Here is a 12,832-nt window from a genome sequence, read left to right on the forward strand (position 1 = left end):
TAGACAGATGGGCCTGACATGCGTCAGACGCCCTGAACATGCAAGCCCGGTCCGCCTGAAAAATCGGACCCGACCCGCATGCCGGACGATTACGCCGTGGCTTCGGCCTTCTTTTCCTTGGCGCGCAGGATGCGGCGCTTCAGAGCCTGGGCCTCGGTCGGCAGCTTGCGGTTCGGGGTGGACAGCAGGAACGCGTCCAGGCCGCCATTGTGCTCGACCGTACGGATGCCGTTGGTGCTCAGGCGCAGGCGCACCGCGCTGCCCAGGATATCGGACAGGAGAGAGGTCTCCTGCAGGTTCGGCAGGAAGCGGCGGCGGCTCTTGTTGTTGGCGTGGCTGACGTTGTTTCCCGTCAGCACGCCCTTGCCCGTGATCTGGCAACGGCGAGACATGGTATCATCCTCGGATAACTAAGGGCCGAGGCAAGATGCCCGGCAACGATCGTCAAGATTAGGCGCGGCTTATGGCCAAGGTACCGGCCGCCGTCAAGGCGAAAGGAACGATTCGGGCCGTTTTCGCCTGAATCGACCTCCGGCATCCCCGCCATGGGCAGGCCGCGCCCGCGGGTTACTCGGGCTGGGACGCCCGGTCGCGGTCCGGATGCAGGTCGCCCGCGCGGACGCTGTGGATGGCGTTTTCCAGCATGGCCAGCATCGTCCCCTGGTCCATCGTCCGCGACAGCAGGCCCAGCGACCCGCCCAGCAGGGCGGAGGCGATGGCGATCGGCGGCAGCTTCTCGCCCAGCATGTATTCGATCGCCTTGTCCACGACCGCGCCGCAATGGCTCAGTTCCTCGGGCACCGATCCGTCGTCGCCCAGGGTCGGGCCCTCGCCTGGCGTGTCCGTCATGTCGTCTTCTCCCTGTTGTCGGCCCGTTCGGGCGGCCGTTCGGGCCATCCGGCCGCGTCGCGGCGCAAAATGCCCCCGTTCACGCGGGAAAACCACCCCCCGGCGCGGCCTCGGCCACCGCGTCGGCCCGCTCCTCGGCCTGCGCCGCCCACATCCCGGCATAGAGTCCCCCGCGGGCCAGCAGGCTGCGATGGGTTCCGCGCTCCTTGATGACGCCATCGCCCATCACGAGGATTTCATCCGCATCGACGACCGTCGACAGGCGGTGGGCGATGATGACGGTCGTCCGTTCGGCCGACACCGTCCCCAGGGCAGCCTGGATTTCCTGCTCGGTATGGGTGTCCAGGGCGCTGGTCGCCTCATCCAGGATCAGGATGCGCGGGTTTTTCAGGATGGTGCGGGCAATGGCCACGCGCTGCTTCTCGCCGCCCGACAGCTTCAGCCCGCGCTCGCCCACCTTGGTGCGGTAGCCGTCGGGCAGGCTGACGATGAAATCGTGGATCTGCGCCAGCCGCGCCGCATGCTCGATCTCGGCCTGGGTGGCGCCCAGGCGGCCGTAGGCGATGTTGTAGCCGATCGTGTCGTTGAACAGCACCGTATCCTGGGGCACCACGCCGATCGCCGCCCGCAGCGCCGCCTGCCCATACTCGCGAAGATCGTGCCCATCCACCACGACGCGGCCCGACGTCACGTCGTAGAACCGGAACAGCAGCCGGCTGATGGTCGATTTGCCCGCCCCCGTCGGCCCGACGATGGCGACGCGGCCGCCGGCGGGCACGCTGAAGCTGACATCGTGCAGGATCTCGCGATCCGGACGGTAGGAAAAGCGCACATGCTCGAAACGGATCGCCGCCGCCGGGGCTTCGTCCAGCCGGCCGGGCAGGCCGATGGCGTCCGGGCGGTCCGTGACATCGGGCGCCTCCTCGGTCAGGCGGAACATCTGCTCCAGATCCACCAGCGACGTCCGCAACGAGGAATAGATGCTGCCCAGGAAATTCAGCGGCAGGTACAACTGCATCAGGTAGGTATTGACCAGCACGAAGCGCCCGACCGTCAGCCGCCCCCCGGCCACATCGTCCGCCGCCAGCAGCATGACCGCCGCCAGGGTCACCGCGATGATGGCCGCCTGCCCGAAATTCAGCCCGTTCAGCGACACCTGCGTGCGGACCGCCGCGCGTTCGTACCGGCGCTGGGCCTCCTCGTACCGGCGGCTTTCATGTTCCTCGTTGCCGAAATACTTGACCGTCTCGTAGTTCAGCAGGCTGTCCAGCGCCTTCCAGCTCGCCTCGCTGTTGATGTCGTTCATCTCGCGCCGGATGCCGATCCGCCAGGAGGTGAACATGACGGTGAAACCGACATAGGACGCCACCGCCACCAGCATGATGACGGCGTACCGCCAGTCGAACAGGCGCCAGATGACGGCGATCACCATCAGGGCCTCGATGATCGTCGGCACGACGTTGAAGACGCCGACTCGCAGGATGGTCTCGATCGCCTCGGTCCCGCGCGCGATGGCGCGGGTCACCCCGCCGGACTGGCGGTCGAGGTGAAACCGCAGCGACAGCGCGTGCATGTGCCGGAAGCTGCGGATGGCGGCGACGCAGCTGATGCGGAAGCGGACCGGCGCGAACAGGGCGTCGCGCCATTCGCCCAGCCCCGCCGACATCAGCCGCAGCAACCCGTACCCCAGGATCAGCAGCATCGGGATGGTCGCCAGCCCTGCCCCCGCGCCCCCCACATGCAGCGCATCCACCACGCGGCTGTAGAGGTACGGGACGCAGATCGTCGCGACCTTGGCCGCGATCAGCAGCACGCACGCGCCCACGACGCGCCACCGCGTGCCGGGGTCGTTCCGGGGCCACAGATAAGGAAGCAGATCGCGCAAGGTCGTCAGGACCGGCTGTTCCGGCCCACGCTGGTCCTGGGATAAGGGAGGTGTCATGGCCTGGATGTGGCATGTGCCGGCGGTTTTGCAAACACCATCGCGCTATCCGGAACATGATCGGGGGCGCCCTCGCCGGACAGGATTGTCACGCGCCGGCCCGCCCGGTATGGCAGGCACACGCATCAGGAGCAGACCTGCATGGCCCCCGACGCCGACGCCTTTCTCCGGCATCTCGAATCCTGCAATACGGCCCGGCTGCCCGGCGGGCGGACGCCGTTCCGCCTGGGCGACGCGCCGGCCGGATGGATTGCCCCCCCTCTTGTCCCCGAACTGGAACAACGCGGCCTGCCACGCCGGGACGGGGCCATCACGCTGGCCGATCCGACCCGGCTGGAACCGCTGGGCGAGGATCTGGCGGCCTGCGGGGTCTACGGGTCGCATCACGAACTGTTCGACGTCGCCGCCACGGCCGACGGCCCGGCGATCGCCCGCGTCGATCGCGGCGCGCTGCCGCTGTTCGGCCTGATCGCGCATGGCGTGCATATGAACGGGCTGGTCCGCCGTCCGGACGGCCTGCATCTGTGGATCGGGCGGCGCGCGACCAGCAAGCGCCTCGATCCGGGCAAGCTGGACCATCTGGTGGCCGGCGGCATCCCGGCCGGCCACACCCCCCAGGACGCCCTGCACAAGGAGGCGGCCGAGGAAGCCAGCATTCCCCTGTCCGTCGCCCGCCGGGCCGTGCCGGTGGCCCGCATCCGCTATGCCATGGACCGCCCCGAGGGCCTGCGCCGCGACGTCCTGCACTGCTACGACCTGGAGTTGCCGGCCGATTTCGTCCCGGCCCCGGCGGATGGCGAGGTCGAATCCTTCGCCCTGATCCCGGTCGAGGACGCCTTTCGCATCGTCCGCGACACCGACGATTTCAAGTTCAACGTCAATCTGGTGCTGATCGACCTGTTCCTGCGCCTCGGCCTGATCGACCCGGACAGCCGGGCCGGGCGGGCGCTGCGGTCGGGACTGGCCGGCGCCCCGGCCTTGGCCTGATGCGCGCCACCGTTGCGCGCACCCTGCCCGCCATCCTGCCCGCCGTCCTGCTCATCCTTGCCGTCGGCGGCATGTCGGGCTGCGCGCCGGCGCGGCCGGACTGCGCCGGGTTCGGCGCGCGTCCCGGCCTCGAACTCTCGCTGCTGTTCGGCCTGACCCGGCCGGACGGCGCCCCGATCACCGACGCCCAATGGGACGGGTTCATGCAGCAGGAGATCACGCCCCGCTTTCCCGACGGGCTGACCGTCTTTCGCACCCTCGGGCAATGGCGGGACCGGGAAAACGGCCGAATCGTCGCCGAGCCGTCGCGCATCGTCTGGATCGCCGCCCCCGGCGACACACCCGACCTGCGGGCGCGTGTGGAAGCGATCCGCGCCCGCTACCGGCGCGATTTCCAGCAGCAGTCGGTCGGGCTGACAATCCGGTCGGGCTGCCAGGCGTTCTGATCGCGGGACGCCCACCCCTGTCGCGGCAGGACTCTGTCGGGTATGCTCGCCGTTCCCGTATCGGCTGCCCCGGCCCGGGGCGGACAGCGATGGAGTAACACGCCCCGATGACCAGCGCCGCGACACCCAGCGCCCCCCTCCCCAGCGCGCCGGTCGCCCGCAAGGAGCCGCGACGCATCGCGCAGCTCGGCCGGGTCCGGATCGACGATTACGGCTGGATGAAGGACGACAACTGGCAGGCCGTCCTGCGCGACCCGTCGGTCCTGCGCGCCGACATCGCCGAGCATCTGCGGGCCGAGAATGCCTATACCGCCGCCATTCTTGCCCCGACCGAGGCCCTGCAGGCCACCATCGCGGCCGAGATGAAGGCGCGCATCCGCGAGGACGACACCTATCCCGCCCTGCCGCACGGCCCCTGGCGCTATTACATGCGCTACGCCACCGGCGCGCAGCATCCGATCCACGCCCGCCACCCCGAAGGCCGCCCCCAGGACGAGGAGATCCTGCTGGATGTCAGCGCGGCGGCGCAGGGGCATGAGTACTACGCCATCGCCACGGCGACCCACAGCCCCGACCACCGCCTGTTCGCCTATGCCGAGGACGCCCAGGGGTCCGAGGTCTATCGCGTCGTCGTCCGCGACATCGCCACCGCCGCCGCCGTCGGCACGCCGGTCGAAAGCTGCAGCGGCAATTTCGCCTTTTCCCCCGACGCGCGCTTCCTGTTCTGGACCTGGCGGGACGAGCACGGCCGGCCGACGAAAATCTTCCGCCGCGACATCGCCTCGGGCAGCGACGCCCTGGTCTACGAGGAAGCGGACCCTGGCTTCTTCATCGGGGTCGAGGCCAGCCGGTCGAGCCGGTGGATCGTCATCTCGGCCAGCAACCAGGACACGTCGGAATCGTGGCTGATCCCCGGCGACCGGCCCGAGGCCGCGCCGGTCTGCGTCGAACCGCGCCGCGCCGGGCTGCTCTATACGCTCAGCCACTGGGGCGACCGGTTCGCCATCCTGACCAATGCGGACGGGGCGGTCGATTTCAAGCTGATGGTCGCCCCCGACGCCACGCCGGGCATGGCGCACTGGCGCGACCTGGTTCCGCACCAGCCTGGACATTACATCACCGACTGCGTGGCGTTTTCCGGGCACCTGGTCCGGCGCGAACGGCGCGACGCCAATACGGCGCTGATCGTCCGGCACCGCGACGGGGGGGAACATGTCCTGTCGTCGGACGAGGACGCCTATGTCCTCTCGCTCTCGGGGTCGTACGAATACGACACGCGGGAACTGCGCTACGTCTACCAGTCGCCGACGACACCCCGCCAATGGTACGCCTACGACATGGACGACCGGTCGCGGCACCTGCTCAAGACCCAGGACGTGCCCTCGGGCCATGACCCGCTACGCTATCGCTGCTGGCGCCTGACCGCCATCGCCGGGGACGGCGCCGAAATCCCGGTCACGGTGCTGGGACGGCACGACACGCCGGTCGATGGATCGGCGCCGCTGCTGCTGTATGGCTACGGCGCGTACGGCCATGCGATCGAACCCAGCTTTTCCACCGGCGTGTTCAGCCTGGTGGACCGGGGATGGTTCTACGCCATCGCCCATGTGCGCGGCGGGTCGGAAAAAGGCTGGAACTGGTTCCTGGGCGGCCGGGGGCGGAACAAGACCAACAGCTTCACCGATTTCATCGCCTGCGCCGACCATCTGGCGGCGACCGGATTCGGCGCGCCGGGCCGGATCGTGACGGACGGTCGGTCGGCGGGGGGCATGGTCATGGGGGCCATCGCCAACATGCGGCCCGACCTGTTCGCCGGCATCGTGGCCGTGGTGCCGTTCGTCGACGAACTCAACACCATGTCCGACATCTCGCTGCCGCTGACGCCGCCGGAATGGCCCGAATGGGGCAATCCGCTGGAAGACGCCGACGCCTACGACCTGATCGCCAGCTACGCCGCCTACGAACAGGTCGGCCCCCGCCCCTACCCGGCGATTCTGGCCATCGGCGGATTATCCGACCCACGCGTCACCTATTGGGAGCCGGCGAAATGGATCGCCCGGATCCGCGAACACACGACCGCAGGCCGCCCGGTCATGCTCCGCACCAATATGGAAGCCGGGCATGGTGGGGCGTCGGGGCGCTTCGACGCCCTGAAGGAGGCCGCCCTGATCCAGGCCTTCGCGATCTGGGCCGTCGAAACGGCGGACCGGCCCTGAACGGGCCGAGCGCCACACGGCCAGGACATGAATCAGGTCGCCGCCAGAAAAGGAACATCATGACGGATCACGCCAGCCCCGCCATCGTGCCGCGCCACACTGCGCCGCCCCGCCGCCTGCGCGAGCCCCAGCGCGTCCAGCGAATCGCCCGCGGATTGCTGGCCATCTTCTTCACCGGCCTGGCGCTGTACACGATTCGCGGGTTCCTGCCCTCGCTGATCTGGGGCGGCATCTTCGCCATAGCCGCCTGGCCGCTGTATGTCGGCAGCCGCAACCGGTGGAAATCCCTGCCCGGAGGCACCATCCTGCCGCTGATCTTCACCGTTGGCGTCGCGCTGATCTTCCTGGTCCCGATGGGCCTGTTCGCCCTGGAAGCCGGGCGGGAAGCGCAGAGCATCGCGATCTGGATGAATGAGGCCCGGCATTCCGGCGTGCCGGTCCCCGGGTGGATCCACGAGTTGCCGTTCGGCGCGCCGGCCGTGACGTCATGGTGGGAAAGCCACCTGCAAGATCCCGACGATGTGTCGGAACTGCTGCACTCGCTCAATATCGGGCGCAGCGTGCAGGTAACCCAGCAACTGGGGTCGCAGATCTTCCATCGCGGCCTGCTGTTCGTCTTTTCGATCCTGACCCTGTTCTTCCTGCTGAAGGACGGCGAGAGCGTAATCCGGCAGTGCCTGGTCGTGTCCCGCAGGGCCTTCGGCAAGCGGGGGGAAGGCATCGCCCAGCAGATCATCGCCTCTGTCCACGGAACGGTGGCGGGCCTGGTGCTGGTGGGCATCGGCGAGGGCGCGCTGATGGGGGTCGCCTATTTTATCGCGGGGGCGCCGCACCCGTTCCTGTTCGGGGTCTTCACCGCCGTCGCCGCCATGATCCCGTTCTGCGCGGTGATCGCCGTGGGCGTGGTCTCCCTGCTGCTGCTGGCCAAGGGGGCGATGATCGCCGCCATCGCGATCCTAGGGCTGGGCCTCGCGGTCATCTTTCTCGCCGACCATCTGGTCCGGCCCGCGCTGATCGGCGGCTCGACGGAGATGCCGTTCCTGTGGGTCCTGACCGGCATCCTGGGCGGGGTGGAAAGCTGGAACCTGCTGGGGCTGTTCCTGGGGCCGGCCATCATGGCCGTGCTGCACATGCTCTGGCGCAACTGGACGCGCGAACGCTATCAGGACGGTGCCTGAGGCACCGTTTGGGCGGGCATGATACATGAGAGATACGGTCGCAGACGGTGGTCGGGCAGGCGGGATTCGAACCCACGACCCCCAGTCCCCCAGACTGATGCGCTACCAGGCTGCGCTACTGCCCGTCCGTCTGCGACGACACGCCGTGTAGCAGCGCACGCCACGAACCGCAACCCGTGTTCGGCATCGAATCGGCCGACGGGACGGATCAGACCGGGATCAGCCGCCGCAGGGCCTTCAACTCGATCAGAATCCCGCGCAGGCTGTCCTTCAGGATCAGGTTTTCCTGGCGAATCCGTTCGATTTCCAAAGACTCGGCAGTTCCTTCCCCGGACGGGGCCGCAACCGGCCACTCCACCGCCTGCGGCGTCAGGGGCGCGGCCGGCGCGTCGGGTGTCACCATCATCACCGCCTCGATCCCTGGTCCGTCGAACGCCGAATCCGACGCATCGGCCGCGTCATCGGCCGGGGCAATGGCTGCATCCTGGAACGGGACGTCGGACCCGCTCGCCGAATCGTCGGCCGCCGGCTCGGTCGCCGGGCCGGCATCCGTACCCTCGCGCAGCATGCGCTGGACGCCCTTGATCGTATAACCCTGCACATAGAGCAGGTCGGAAATCCGGCGCAGCAATTCGATATCGTCGGGCCGGTAATAGCGCCGCCCCCCGCCCCGCTTCAGCGGGCGAACCTGGGTAAAGCGCGTTTCCCAGAACCGCAGCACATGCTGGGGCACATGCAGTTCGTCCGCGACCTCGCTGATCGTGCGAAAGGCGTGCGGCGCCTTCTTCAGCCGGCCGGCCGCCGCGTCATCGGCCATTTCGGCCGCCGGCCAATCCTCCTGCCCTTCGTCGGCGCCACTCATTCGGCGTCGTCCTCGATCGTATCGGTGGGCTGTCCGTTGACGCGCGAGCGCAGCAACTGGCTGGGCCGGAACACCAGAACGGATCGCGGCAGAATCGGGACCTCGACCCCGGTCTTGGGGTTACGGCCTGTCCGTCGCCCCTTCTGCCGTACGGAAAACGTGCCAAAGCCGCTGATCTTGACCGTATTTCCCGACTCGAGTTCCTGCGCGACCCGCTCGAGGACATGTTCGAGCAGATCGGCCGATTCGTTCCGGGATAGCCCGACCTGACTATAGATGTGTTCTGCCAGACTGGCGCGGGTCACTGTGCTCATACGCGCAAAGGTATGCATGCAGCGATGGAGCGTCAATTCAATGCGTTGACGTCCGCCATTTTTTCGGCGTCAGAAACGCGCCAGCGCCGATCCCCATGTCAGGCCGCCGCCCAGCGCCTCCATCAGCACCAGGTCGCCCTTGCGGATGCGCCCGTCGCGGACGGCCTCGTTCATCGCCAGCGGGATCGACGCCGCCGACGTGTTCGCATGGCGGTCCACGGTGACGACCACCCGTTCGGGCGGCAGTTCCAGCTTGCGCGCGACACCCTCGATGATCCGCAGATTGGCCTGGTGCGGCACCAGCCACGACACGTCGGCGTAGGTCAGGCCATGGGCGGCCAGCACTTCATCGACCGAGTCCGACAGCTTGGCCACGGCATGGCGAAACACGTCGCGCCCGCGCATGCGTAGGAAGCCGCTACTTTCCCGCCGGCCCACCGCGCCGTCGACATAGAGCAGATCGCCGGTGGTACCGTCCGAATGCAGGTGGGTCGAGAGGATGCCCTCAGGCCCCGGCCCCTCCGCCGCCGTCAGCAGAACCGCCCCGGCGCCATCGCCGAACAGAACGCAGGTCCCCCGATCGGACCAGTCGATGATACGCGAATAGACCTCGCTGCCGATCACCAGGATTTTCTCGACCTGGCCACTGCGGACCAGGGCATCGGCCGTGGACAGGGCGTAGACGAAACCCGAGCAGGCCGCCGCGATATCGAATCCGAACCCGCCGCGCAGGCCCAGTTCGGACTGCACCCTGACGGCCGTAGCGGGAAAGGCCTGGTCGGGGGTGCTGGTGGCGACGATGATCGCATCGACATCCGCCGCCGACACCCCGGCATATTCCAGCGCGCGGGACGCCGCCGCGGCCGCCATGCTGACCGCACTGTCGTTCGGCCCGGCAATATGCCGCTGGGTGATCCCGGTGCGGGCGCGAATCCACTCGTCCGACGTGTCGAGGCGCGCCGCCAGCTCGTCATTGGTCACGATCCGGTCTGGCAGATAACCACCAAACCCGACCATAAGCGAACGTCTCGCCATCATTCCCATCATTCCAAACCCGGCGCCGGGCCATCACCAGCTCTGCCGTGAGACGCACACGGGGCGCCTGTCCGGCCTATGCCCTGTCGGCCCATTCCGACGTCAACTGACCACCGCGACCGCAGGCTGATCCTTCCCGGCGCCTGGCCGCAGGGCCGTAAGCGCCCCCATCCGCGACAGTCGTTCGCGTATGCTTTCGTTGAACCGGTGCGTCACCATATCCATGGCAACATCGACGGCCGATGCAAAGCCTTCGGCGTCGGTCCCGCCATGCGATTTGACCACGACACCATTGAGCCCGACGAATACCGCCCCGTTATAACGACGCGGATCCAGCCACTCGCGCATGCGGTTCAGGCCCGGCCGCACCAGCAGATAACCCAGCTTGGCCAGCAGGCCGGACCGGAAGACCTGGCGCAGCAGGACGAATGACATCTTCAGTGCGCCCTCGCCGGTCTTCAGCGCGACATTGCCGGTGAACCCGTCGGTGACGACCACGTCGGTGGTGCCGGCCGTAATATCGTGCCCTTCGACAAACCCATGGAACTGGGGCGCGAGCGGGCTGTTACGCAGGATTTCGGCGGCCTGACGCAGTTTTTCGTCGCCCTTCAGCTCCTCGGAGCCGACATTCAGCAACCCGATCGTCGGCGCCGTCAGGCCCAGCACGGCCTTGGCGAAGGCTTCGCCCATCACGGCGAATTCGACCAGGTTGCGCCAGTCGCACGCCATGTTGGCGCCCAGGTCCAGCATCACCACATCGCCCTTGGTCGTCGGGCTGATGGCGGCCATGGCCGGGCGGGAAATGCCGGGAAGCGTCTTGATGACGATCTTGGCCAGCGCCAGCATCGCGCCGCTGTTGCCGGCCGACACCACGCCCCGGGCCTCGCCCTGGGCCACGGCGTCCATGGCCAGCCGCATGGAGGAGTCGCGCAGGCGCAGCGCCGCTGTCGGCTTCATGTCCATCGGAACGGCTGCCGCCGCCGGACGGACCGTGCAGATCGCCGCCGCCTTGGGGTGACGGGCCAGCTGCTCGCGCAGCCGGTCCTCATCCCCGATCAGCAGGATCCGGGCCGAAGGGTGCCTGTCGGCCGCGATCGCCAGACCAGCCACCACAACTTCCGGGCCACCGTCCCCGCCCATGCCGTCTATGGCCAGCGTGAAGGGCTCGGCCTCGGAAAAAGAGGAACCTGTCTCGCTCATGCGTGCCTTCTGCCGGGAGAGAACCAAATACGCAAGACCGTCACGGATATCGTGTCAAAGCCGGCGGCGCGACCGCTTGCATCCGGTCACGCCACCCGCCTTCGGTCCTGCGTCGTCCGGTCAGGCCCGGACGGCGGTCTTGAGCGTCTTGCCCGCCGCAACGACCTCACGGCCGTCATAGTGCCCGCAATGGCTGCAGACATGGTGCGGACGCTTCAGTTCGCCGCAATTCGCGCATTCGGCATGGGCCTCGACGCGCAGCGCCTCATGGCTGCGACGCATGCCCCGACGGGACGGCGAGGTTTTTCTCTTGGGTACAGCCATGGGCCTGGGCCCCTCCGTTCTGAGATCTTAACCGGGTTCCGCCATAGGCCGAGCCCCGATCAGTTATCGGTAATTGAGGGGGGGCGTCTAGCAGACGGAAAGACATTCCGCAAGGCATGTCCTGCACCCCGTCGGGCATAGACGCCCCCAAGGTCAGTCGCGCGGCCAATCCGCCGGCTCAGTCCGCCGCCTTCTTCAACGCGGCCAGGGCCGCGAACGGACGTCGTGTCCCGCCATCGCCCTCCTCCTCCGGCAGCCCCTCCTCCGGCGCGGCGGGCGGAAGATCGACCTGCCCCACCCCCTCGGGCAGAACGCTGCCGGGCCGGCGGGGATAGGGGTCCAGGATCAGCGACAGCTCCTCGGCCGCCAGTTCGCCCAGGTCGATCATGTCGCGCTCGTAGGGGATTTCGTCCATGGCCTCGGGGTCCAGGGCCTCGTCTTCGCGGAAGCGTTCGGCCGGAACGAAGCGCGCGGCGAACGTTTCGGTCATCGCATCCTCGAACGGATCGGTCGTAATCACGCAGACCTGTTCGACGCAGGCGGCCAGCCAGCCTTCGGCCAGCACCTCGCCCTGGCGACCGGGCGTCAGCCGGTACCGGCAGGACAGGGCGCGTATGGCCGGCAGGCCGAACCGGGCGGCCAGGGCGGCGCATTCGTCCTGGTTCGCCTCGATCGTCATGTCCTTGCCCGACATGGCGATTCGACCAACCGCGATCCTGCGGGAAAATTCCGCGTCCATTCCTGTTCAACTCCTCGATCGGCGCGCCGCATGACCGGCGCCCCGCGCCGCGCATCCGGGCATGATATTTGTCTATGATGGCGATGAAGAATTGACTTCGCCACCCCAATCGGGCACCCGACGGAGACTTCTTTCATGCAGCAGGATGCCCCACAGGCCATGCGGTCATCTCCGGACGTGACGCCGACCCTTCGCCCGATCCAGCGTCTTCTGCCGTGCGCGGTCGTCGGGCTCGGGCTTCTTCTGTCCGGCTGTGCGGTCTTCCAGTCGCGCCCCATTCCGCGCGGCTCGCTGATCGAGGCCGACGACTACGCTCAGCTCAAGCCCGGCGTCAGCACGCGCGGCGACACCATGGACCTTCTGGGGTCGCCGACCACCCGCGCGACATTCGACGACAACACATGGATCTATATTTCCATGACGACGATGCCGACGCCGGTCAGCTTTCCAGGCATCCGCAAGCAGCAGGTCCTGGTGCTGAATTTCGACAATGGCGGCGTGCTGCGGAACATGCGGACCCTGAGCAAGGCGGACGCCCGCTATGTCGGGATGGAGCCGGACGTGACGCCGACACCGGGCACCAAGATCAACATCCTGCAGCAGATCCTGGGCAATGTCGGCCGCTACAACCCGATGAGCAACATGAACAGCACATTCGGCGGCAGCACCGGCCCGATGGGCAGCAACAACGGCCCCGGCCACGGGGGCTCGGGCAATACGCTGCCCTGATCGGCGCACCC

The 12,832-nt window shown here is 67.9% G+C and carries 14 protein-coding genes and 1 tRNA gene; 5 read left to right on the forward strand and 10 right to left on the reverse strand.

Translation table 11 applies throughout. From position 1 onward, the window contains the following. Positions 1-89: 89 nt before the first annotated feature. From rpmB to HLH21_RS08380, 3 genes are all read right to left on the reverse strand, one after another. Positions 90-392, reverse strand: coding sequence for a 50S ribosomal protein L28 (rpmB, locus tag HLH21_RS08370; RefSeq protein WP_012227397.1), 303 nt, complete (start codon positions 390-392; stop codon positions 90-92). A 175-nt stretch (positions 393-567) separates the two neighbouring features. Further along, a complete protein-coding gene (locus HLH21_RS08375; protein ID WP_182943209.1) occupies positions 568-849 on the reverse strand; it encodes a hypothetical protein in 282 nt (93 codons plus the stop codon). A 79-nt stretch (positions 850-928) separates the two neighbouring features. Next, a complete protein-coding gene (locus HLH21_RS08380; protein ID WP_182943211.1) occupies positions 929-2,791 on the reverse strand; it encodes an ABCB family ABC transporter ATP-binding protein/permease in 1,863 nt (620 codons plus the stop codon). Between the two features lie 141 nt (positions 2,792-2,932). On the opposite strand from HLH21_RS08380, the gene HLH21_RS08385 reads away from it, so the two are divergent. From HLH21_RS08385 to HLH21_RS08400, 4 genes are all read left to right on the forward strand, one after another. Continuing rightward, positions 2,933-3,778: an NUDIX hydrolase gene (locus HLH21_RS08385; RefSeq protein ID WP_182943213.1), complete on the forward strand. Its 846-nt coding sequence runs from the start codon at positions 2,933-2,935 to the stop codon at positions 3,776-3,778. Then, complete coding sequence (locus HLH21_RS08390) at positions 3,778-4,224, forward strand: DUF3574 domain-containing protein (RefSeq protein ID WP_182943215.1); 447 nt, start codon at positions 3,778-3,780, stop codon at positions 4,222-4,224. Before HLH21_RS08385 ends, HLH21_RS08390 begins: the two co-directional genes overlap by 1 nt. A gap of 107 nt (positions 4,225-4,331) precedes the next feature. Beyond that, positions 4,332-6,440, forward strand: a complete 2,109-nt coding sequence (locus HLH21_RS08395; RefSeq protein WP_182943217.1) for a S9 family peptidase — start codon at positions 4,332-4,334, stop codon at positions 6,438-6,440. 59 nt (positions 6,441-6,499) lie between these two features. Next, the gene (locus HLH21_RS08400) at positions 6,500-7,618 is read left to right on the forward strand and encodes an AI-2E family transporter (protein WP_182943219.1); all 1,119 of its coding nucleotides are present in this window, start codon (positions 6,500-6,502) and stop codon (positions 7,616-7,618) included. Between the two features lie 48 nt (positions 7,619-7,666). On the opposite strand, the gene HLH21_RS08405 is transcribed toward HLH21_RS08400, so the two are convergent. The 7 genes from HLH21_RS08405 to HLH21_RS08435 form a co-directional block, all read right to left on the reverse strand. Next, positions 7,667-7,743 (reverse strand) — tRNA-Pro (locus tag HLH21_RS08405). Between the two features lie 83 nt (positions 7,744-7,826). Then, on the reverse strand, positions 7,827-8,435 hold the full coding sequence (locus HLH21_RS08410) for a MerR family transcriptional regulator (RefSeq protein WP_182943276.1): 609 nt from the start codon (positions 8,433-8,435) through the stop codon (positions 7,827-7,829). A gap of 41 nt (positions 8,436-8,476) precedes the next feature. Further along, positions 8,477-8,794 (reverse strand): integration host factor subunit alpha, encoded by a 318-nt coding sequence (locus HLH21_RS08415; RefSeq protein WP_182943221.1) that lies wholly within the window; start codon positions 8,792-8,794, stop codon positions 8,477-8,479. Positions 8,795-8,863: 69 nt separating this feature from the next. Next, a complete protein-coding gene (locus HLH21_RS08420) occupies positions 8,864-9,832 on the reverse strand; it encodes a beta-ketoacyl-ACP synthase III (protein WP_182943223.1) in 969 nt (322 codons plus the stop codon). 99 nt (positions 9,833-9,931) lie between these two features. Further along, complete coding sequence (plsX, locus tag HLH21_RS08425; protein WP_182943225.1) at positions 9,932-11,029, reverse strand: phosphate acyltransferase PlsX; 1,098 nt, start codon at positions 11,027-11,029, stop codon at positions 9,932-9,934. Positions 11,030-11,149: 120 nt separating this feature from the next. Then, complete coding sequence (gene rpmF / locus HLH21_RS08430; RefSeq protein WP_182943227.1) at positions 11,150-11,353, reverse strand: 50S ribosomal protein L32; 204 nt, start codon at positions 11,351-11,353, stop codon at positions 11,150-11,152. A 178-nt stretch (positions 11,354-11,531) separates the two neighbouring features. After that, positions 11,532-12,092, reverse strand: a complete 561-nt coding sequence (locus tag HLH21_RS08435) for a YceD family protein (RefSeq protein ID WP_182943229.1) — start codon at positions 12,090-12,092, stop codon at positions 11,532-11,534. Between the two features lie 159 nt (positions 12,093-12,251). On the opposite strand from HLH21_RS08435, the gene HLH21_RS08440 reads away from it, so the two are divergent. After that, positions 12,252-12,821, forward strand: coding sequence for an outer membrane protein assembly factor BamE (locus HLH21_RS08440; protein ID WP_182943278.1), 570 nt, complete (start codon positions 12,252-12,254; stop codon positions 12,819-12,821). The last annotated feature ends 11 nt before the right edge of the window (positions 12,822-12,832 follow it).

The organism is Gluconacetobacter johannae, assembly GCF_014174305.1.
GTDB classification, from domain to species: Bacteria; Pseudomonadota; Alphaproteobacteria; order Acetobacterales; family Acetobacteraceae; genus Gluconacetobacter; species Gluconacetobacter johannae.

Excerpts from the sequence above, each read along its gene's own strand:
- HLH21_RS08440 (WP_182943278.1), top strand. The coding sequence starts at position 12,252 with ATGCGGTCATCTCCGGACGTGACGCCGACCCTTCGCCCGATCCAGCGT.
- HLH21_RS08420 (WP_182943223.1), bottom strand. The coding sequence starts at position 9,832 with ATGATGGCGAGACGTTCGCTTATGGTCGGGTTTGGTGGTTATCTGCCA.
- HLH21_RS08435 (WP_182943229.1), bottom strand. The coding sequence starts at position 12,092 with ATGGACGCGGAATTTTCCCGCAGGATCGCGGTTGGTCGAATCGCCATG.
- HLH21_RS08415 (WP_182943221.1), bottom strand. The coding sequence starts at position 8,794 with ATGAGCACAGTGACCCGCGCCAGTCTGGCAGAACACATCTATAGTCAG.
- HLH21_RS08395 (WP_182943217.1), top strand. The coding sequence starts at position 4,332 with ATGACCAGCGCCGCGACACCCAGCGCCCCCCTCCCCAGCGCGCCGGTC.
- plsX (WP_182943225.1), bottom strand. The coding sequence starts at position 11,029 with ATGAGCGAGACAGGTTCCTCTTTTTCCGAGGCCGAGCCCTTCACGCTG.
- rpmF (WP_182943227.1), bottom strand. The coding sequence starts at position 11,353 with ATGGCTGTACCCAAGAGAAAAACCTCGCCGTCCCGTCGGGGCATGCGT.
- HLH21_RS08390 (WP_182943215.1), top strand. The coding sequence starts at position 3,778 with ATGCGCGCCACCGTTGCGCGCACCCTGCCCGCCATCCTGCCCGCCGTC.
- rpmB (WP_012227397.1), bottom strand. The coding sequence starts at position 392 with ATGTCTCGCCGTTGCCAGATCACGGGCAAGGGCGTGCTGACGGGAAAC.
- HLH21_RS08385 (WP_182943213.1), top strand. The coding sequence starts at position 2,933 with ATGGCCCCCGACGCCGACGCCTTTCTCCGGCATCTCGAATCCTGCAAT.
- HLH21_RS08375 (WP_182943209.1), bottom strand. The coding sequence starts at position 849 with ATGACGGACACGCCAGGCGAGGGCCCGACCCTGGGCGACGACGGATCG.
- HLH21_RS08410 (WP_182943276.1), bottom strand. The coding sequence starts at position 8,435 with ATGGCCGATGACGCGGCGGCCGGCCGGCTGAAGAAGGCGCCGCACGCC.
- HLH21_RS08380 (WP_182943211.1), bottom strand. The coding sequence starts at position 2,791 with ATGACACCTCCCTTATCCCAGGACCAGCGTGGGCCGGAACAGCCGGTC.
- HLH21_RS08400 (WP_182943219.1), top strand. The coding sequence starts at position 6,500 with ATGACGGATCACGCCAGCCCCGCCATCGTGCCGCGCCACACTGCGCCG.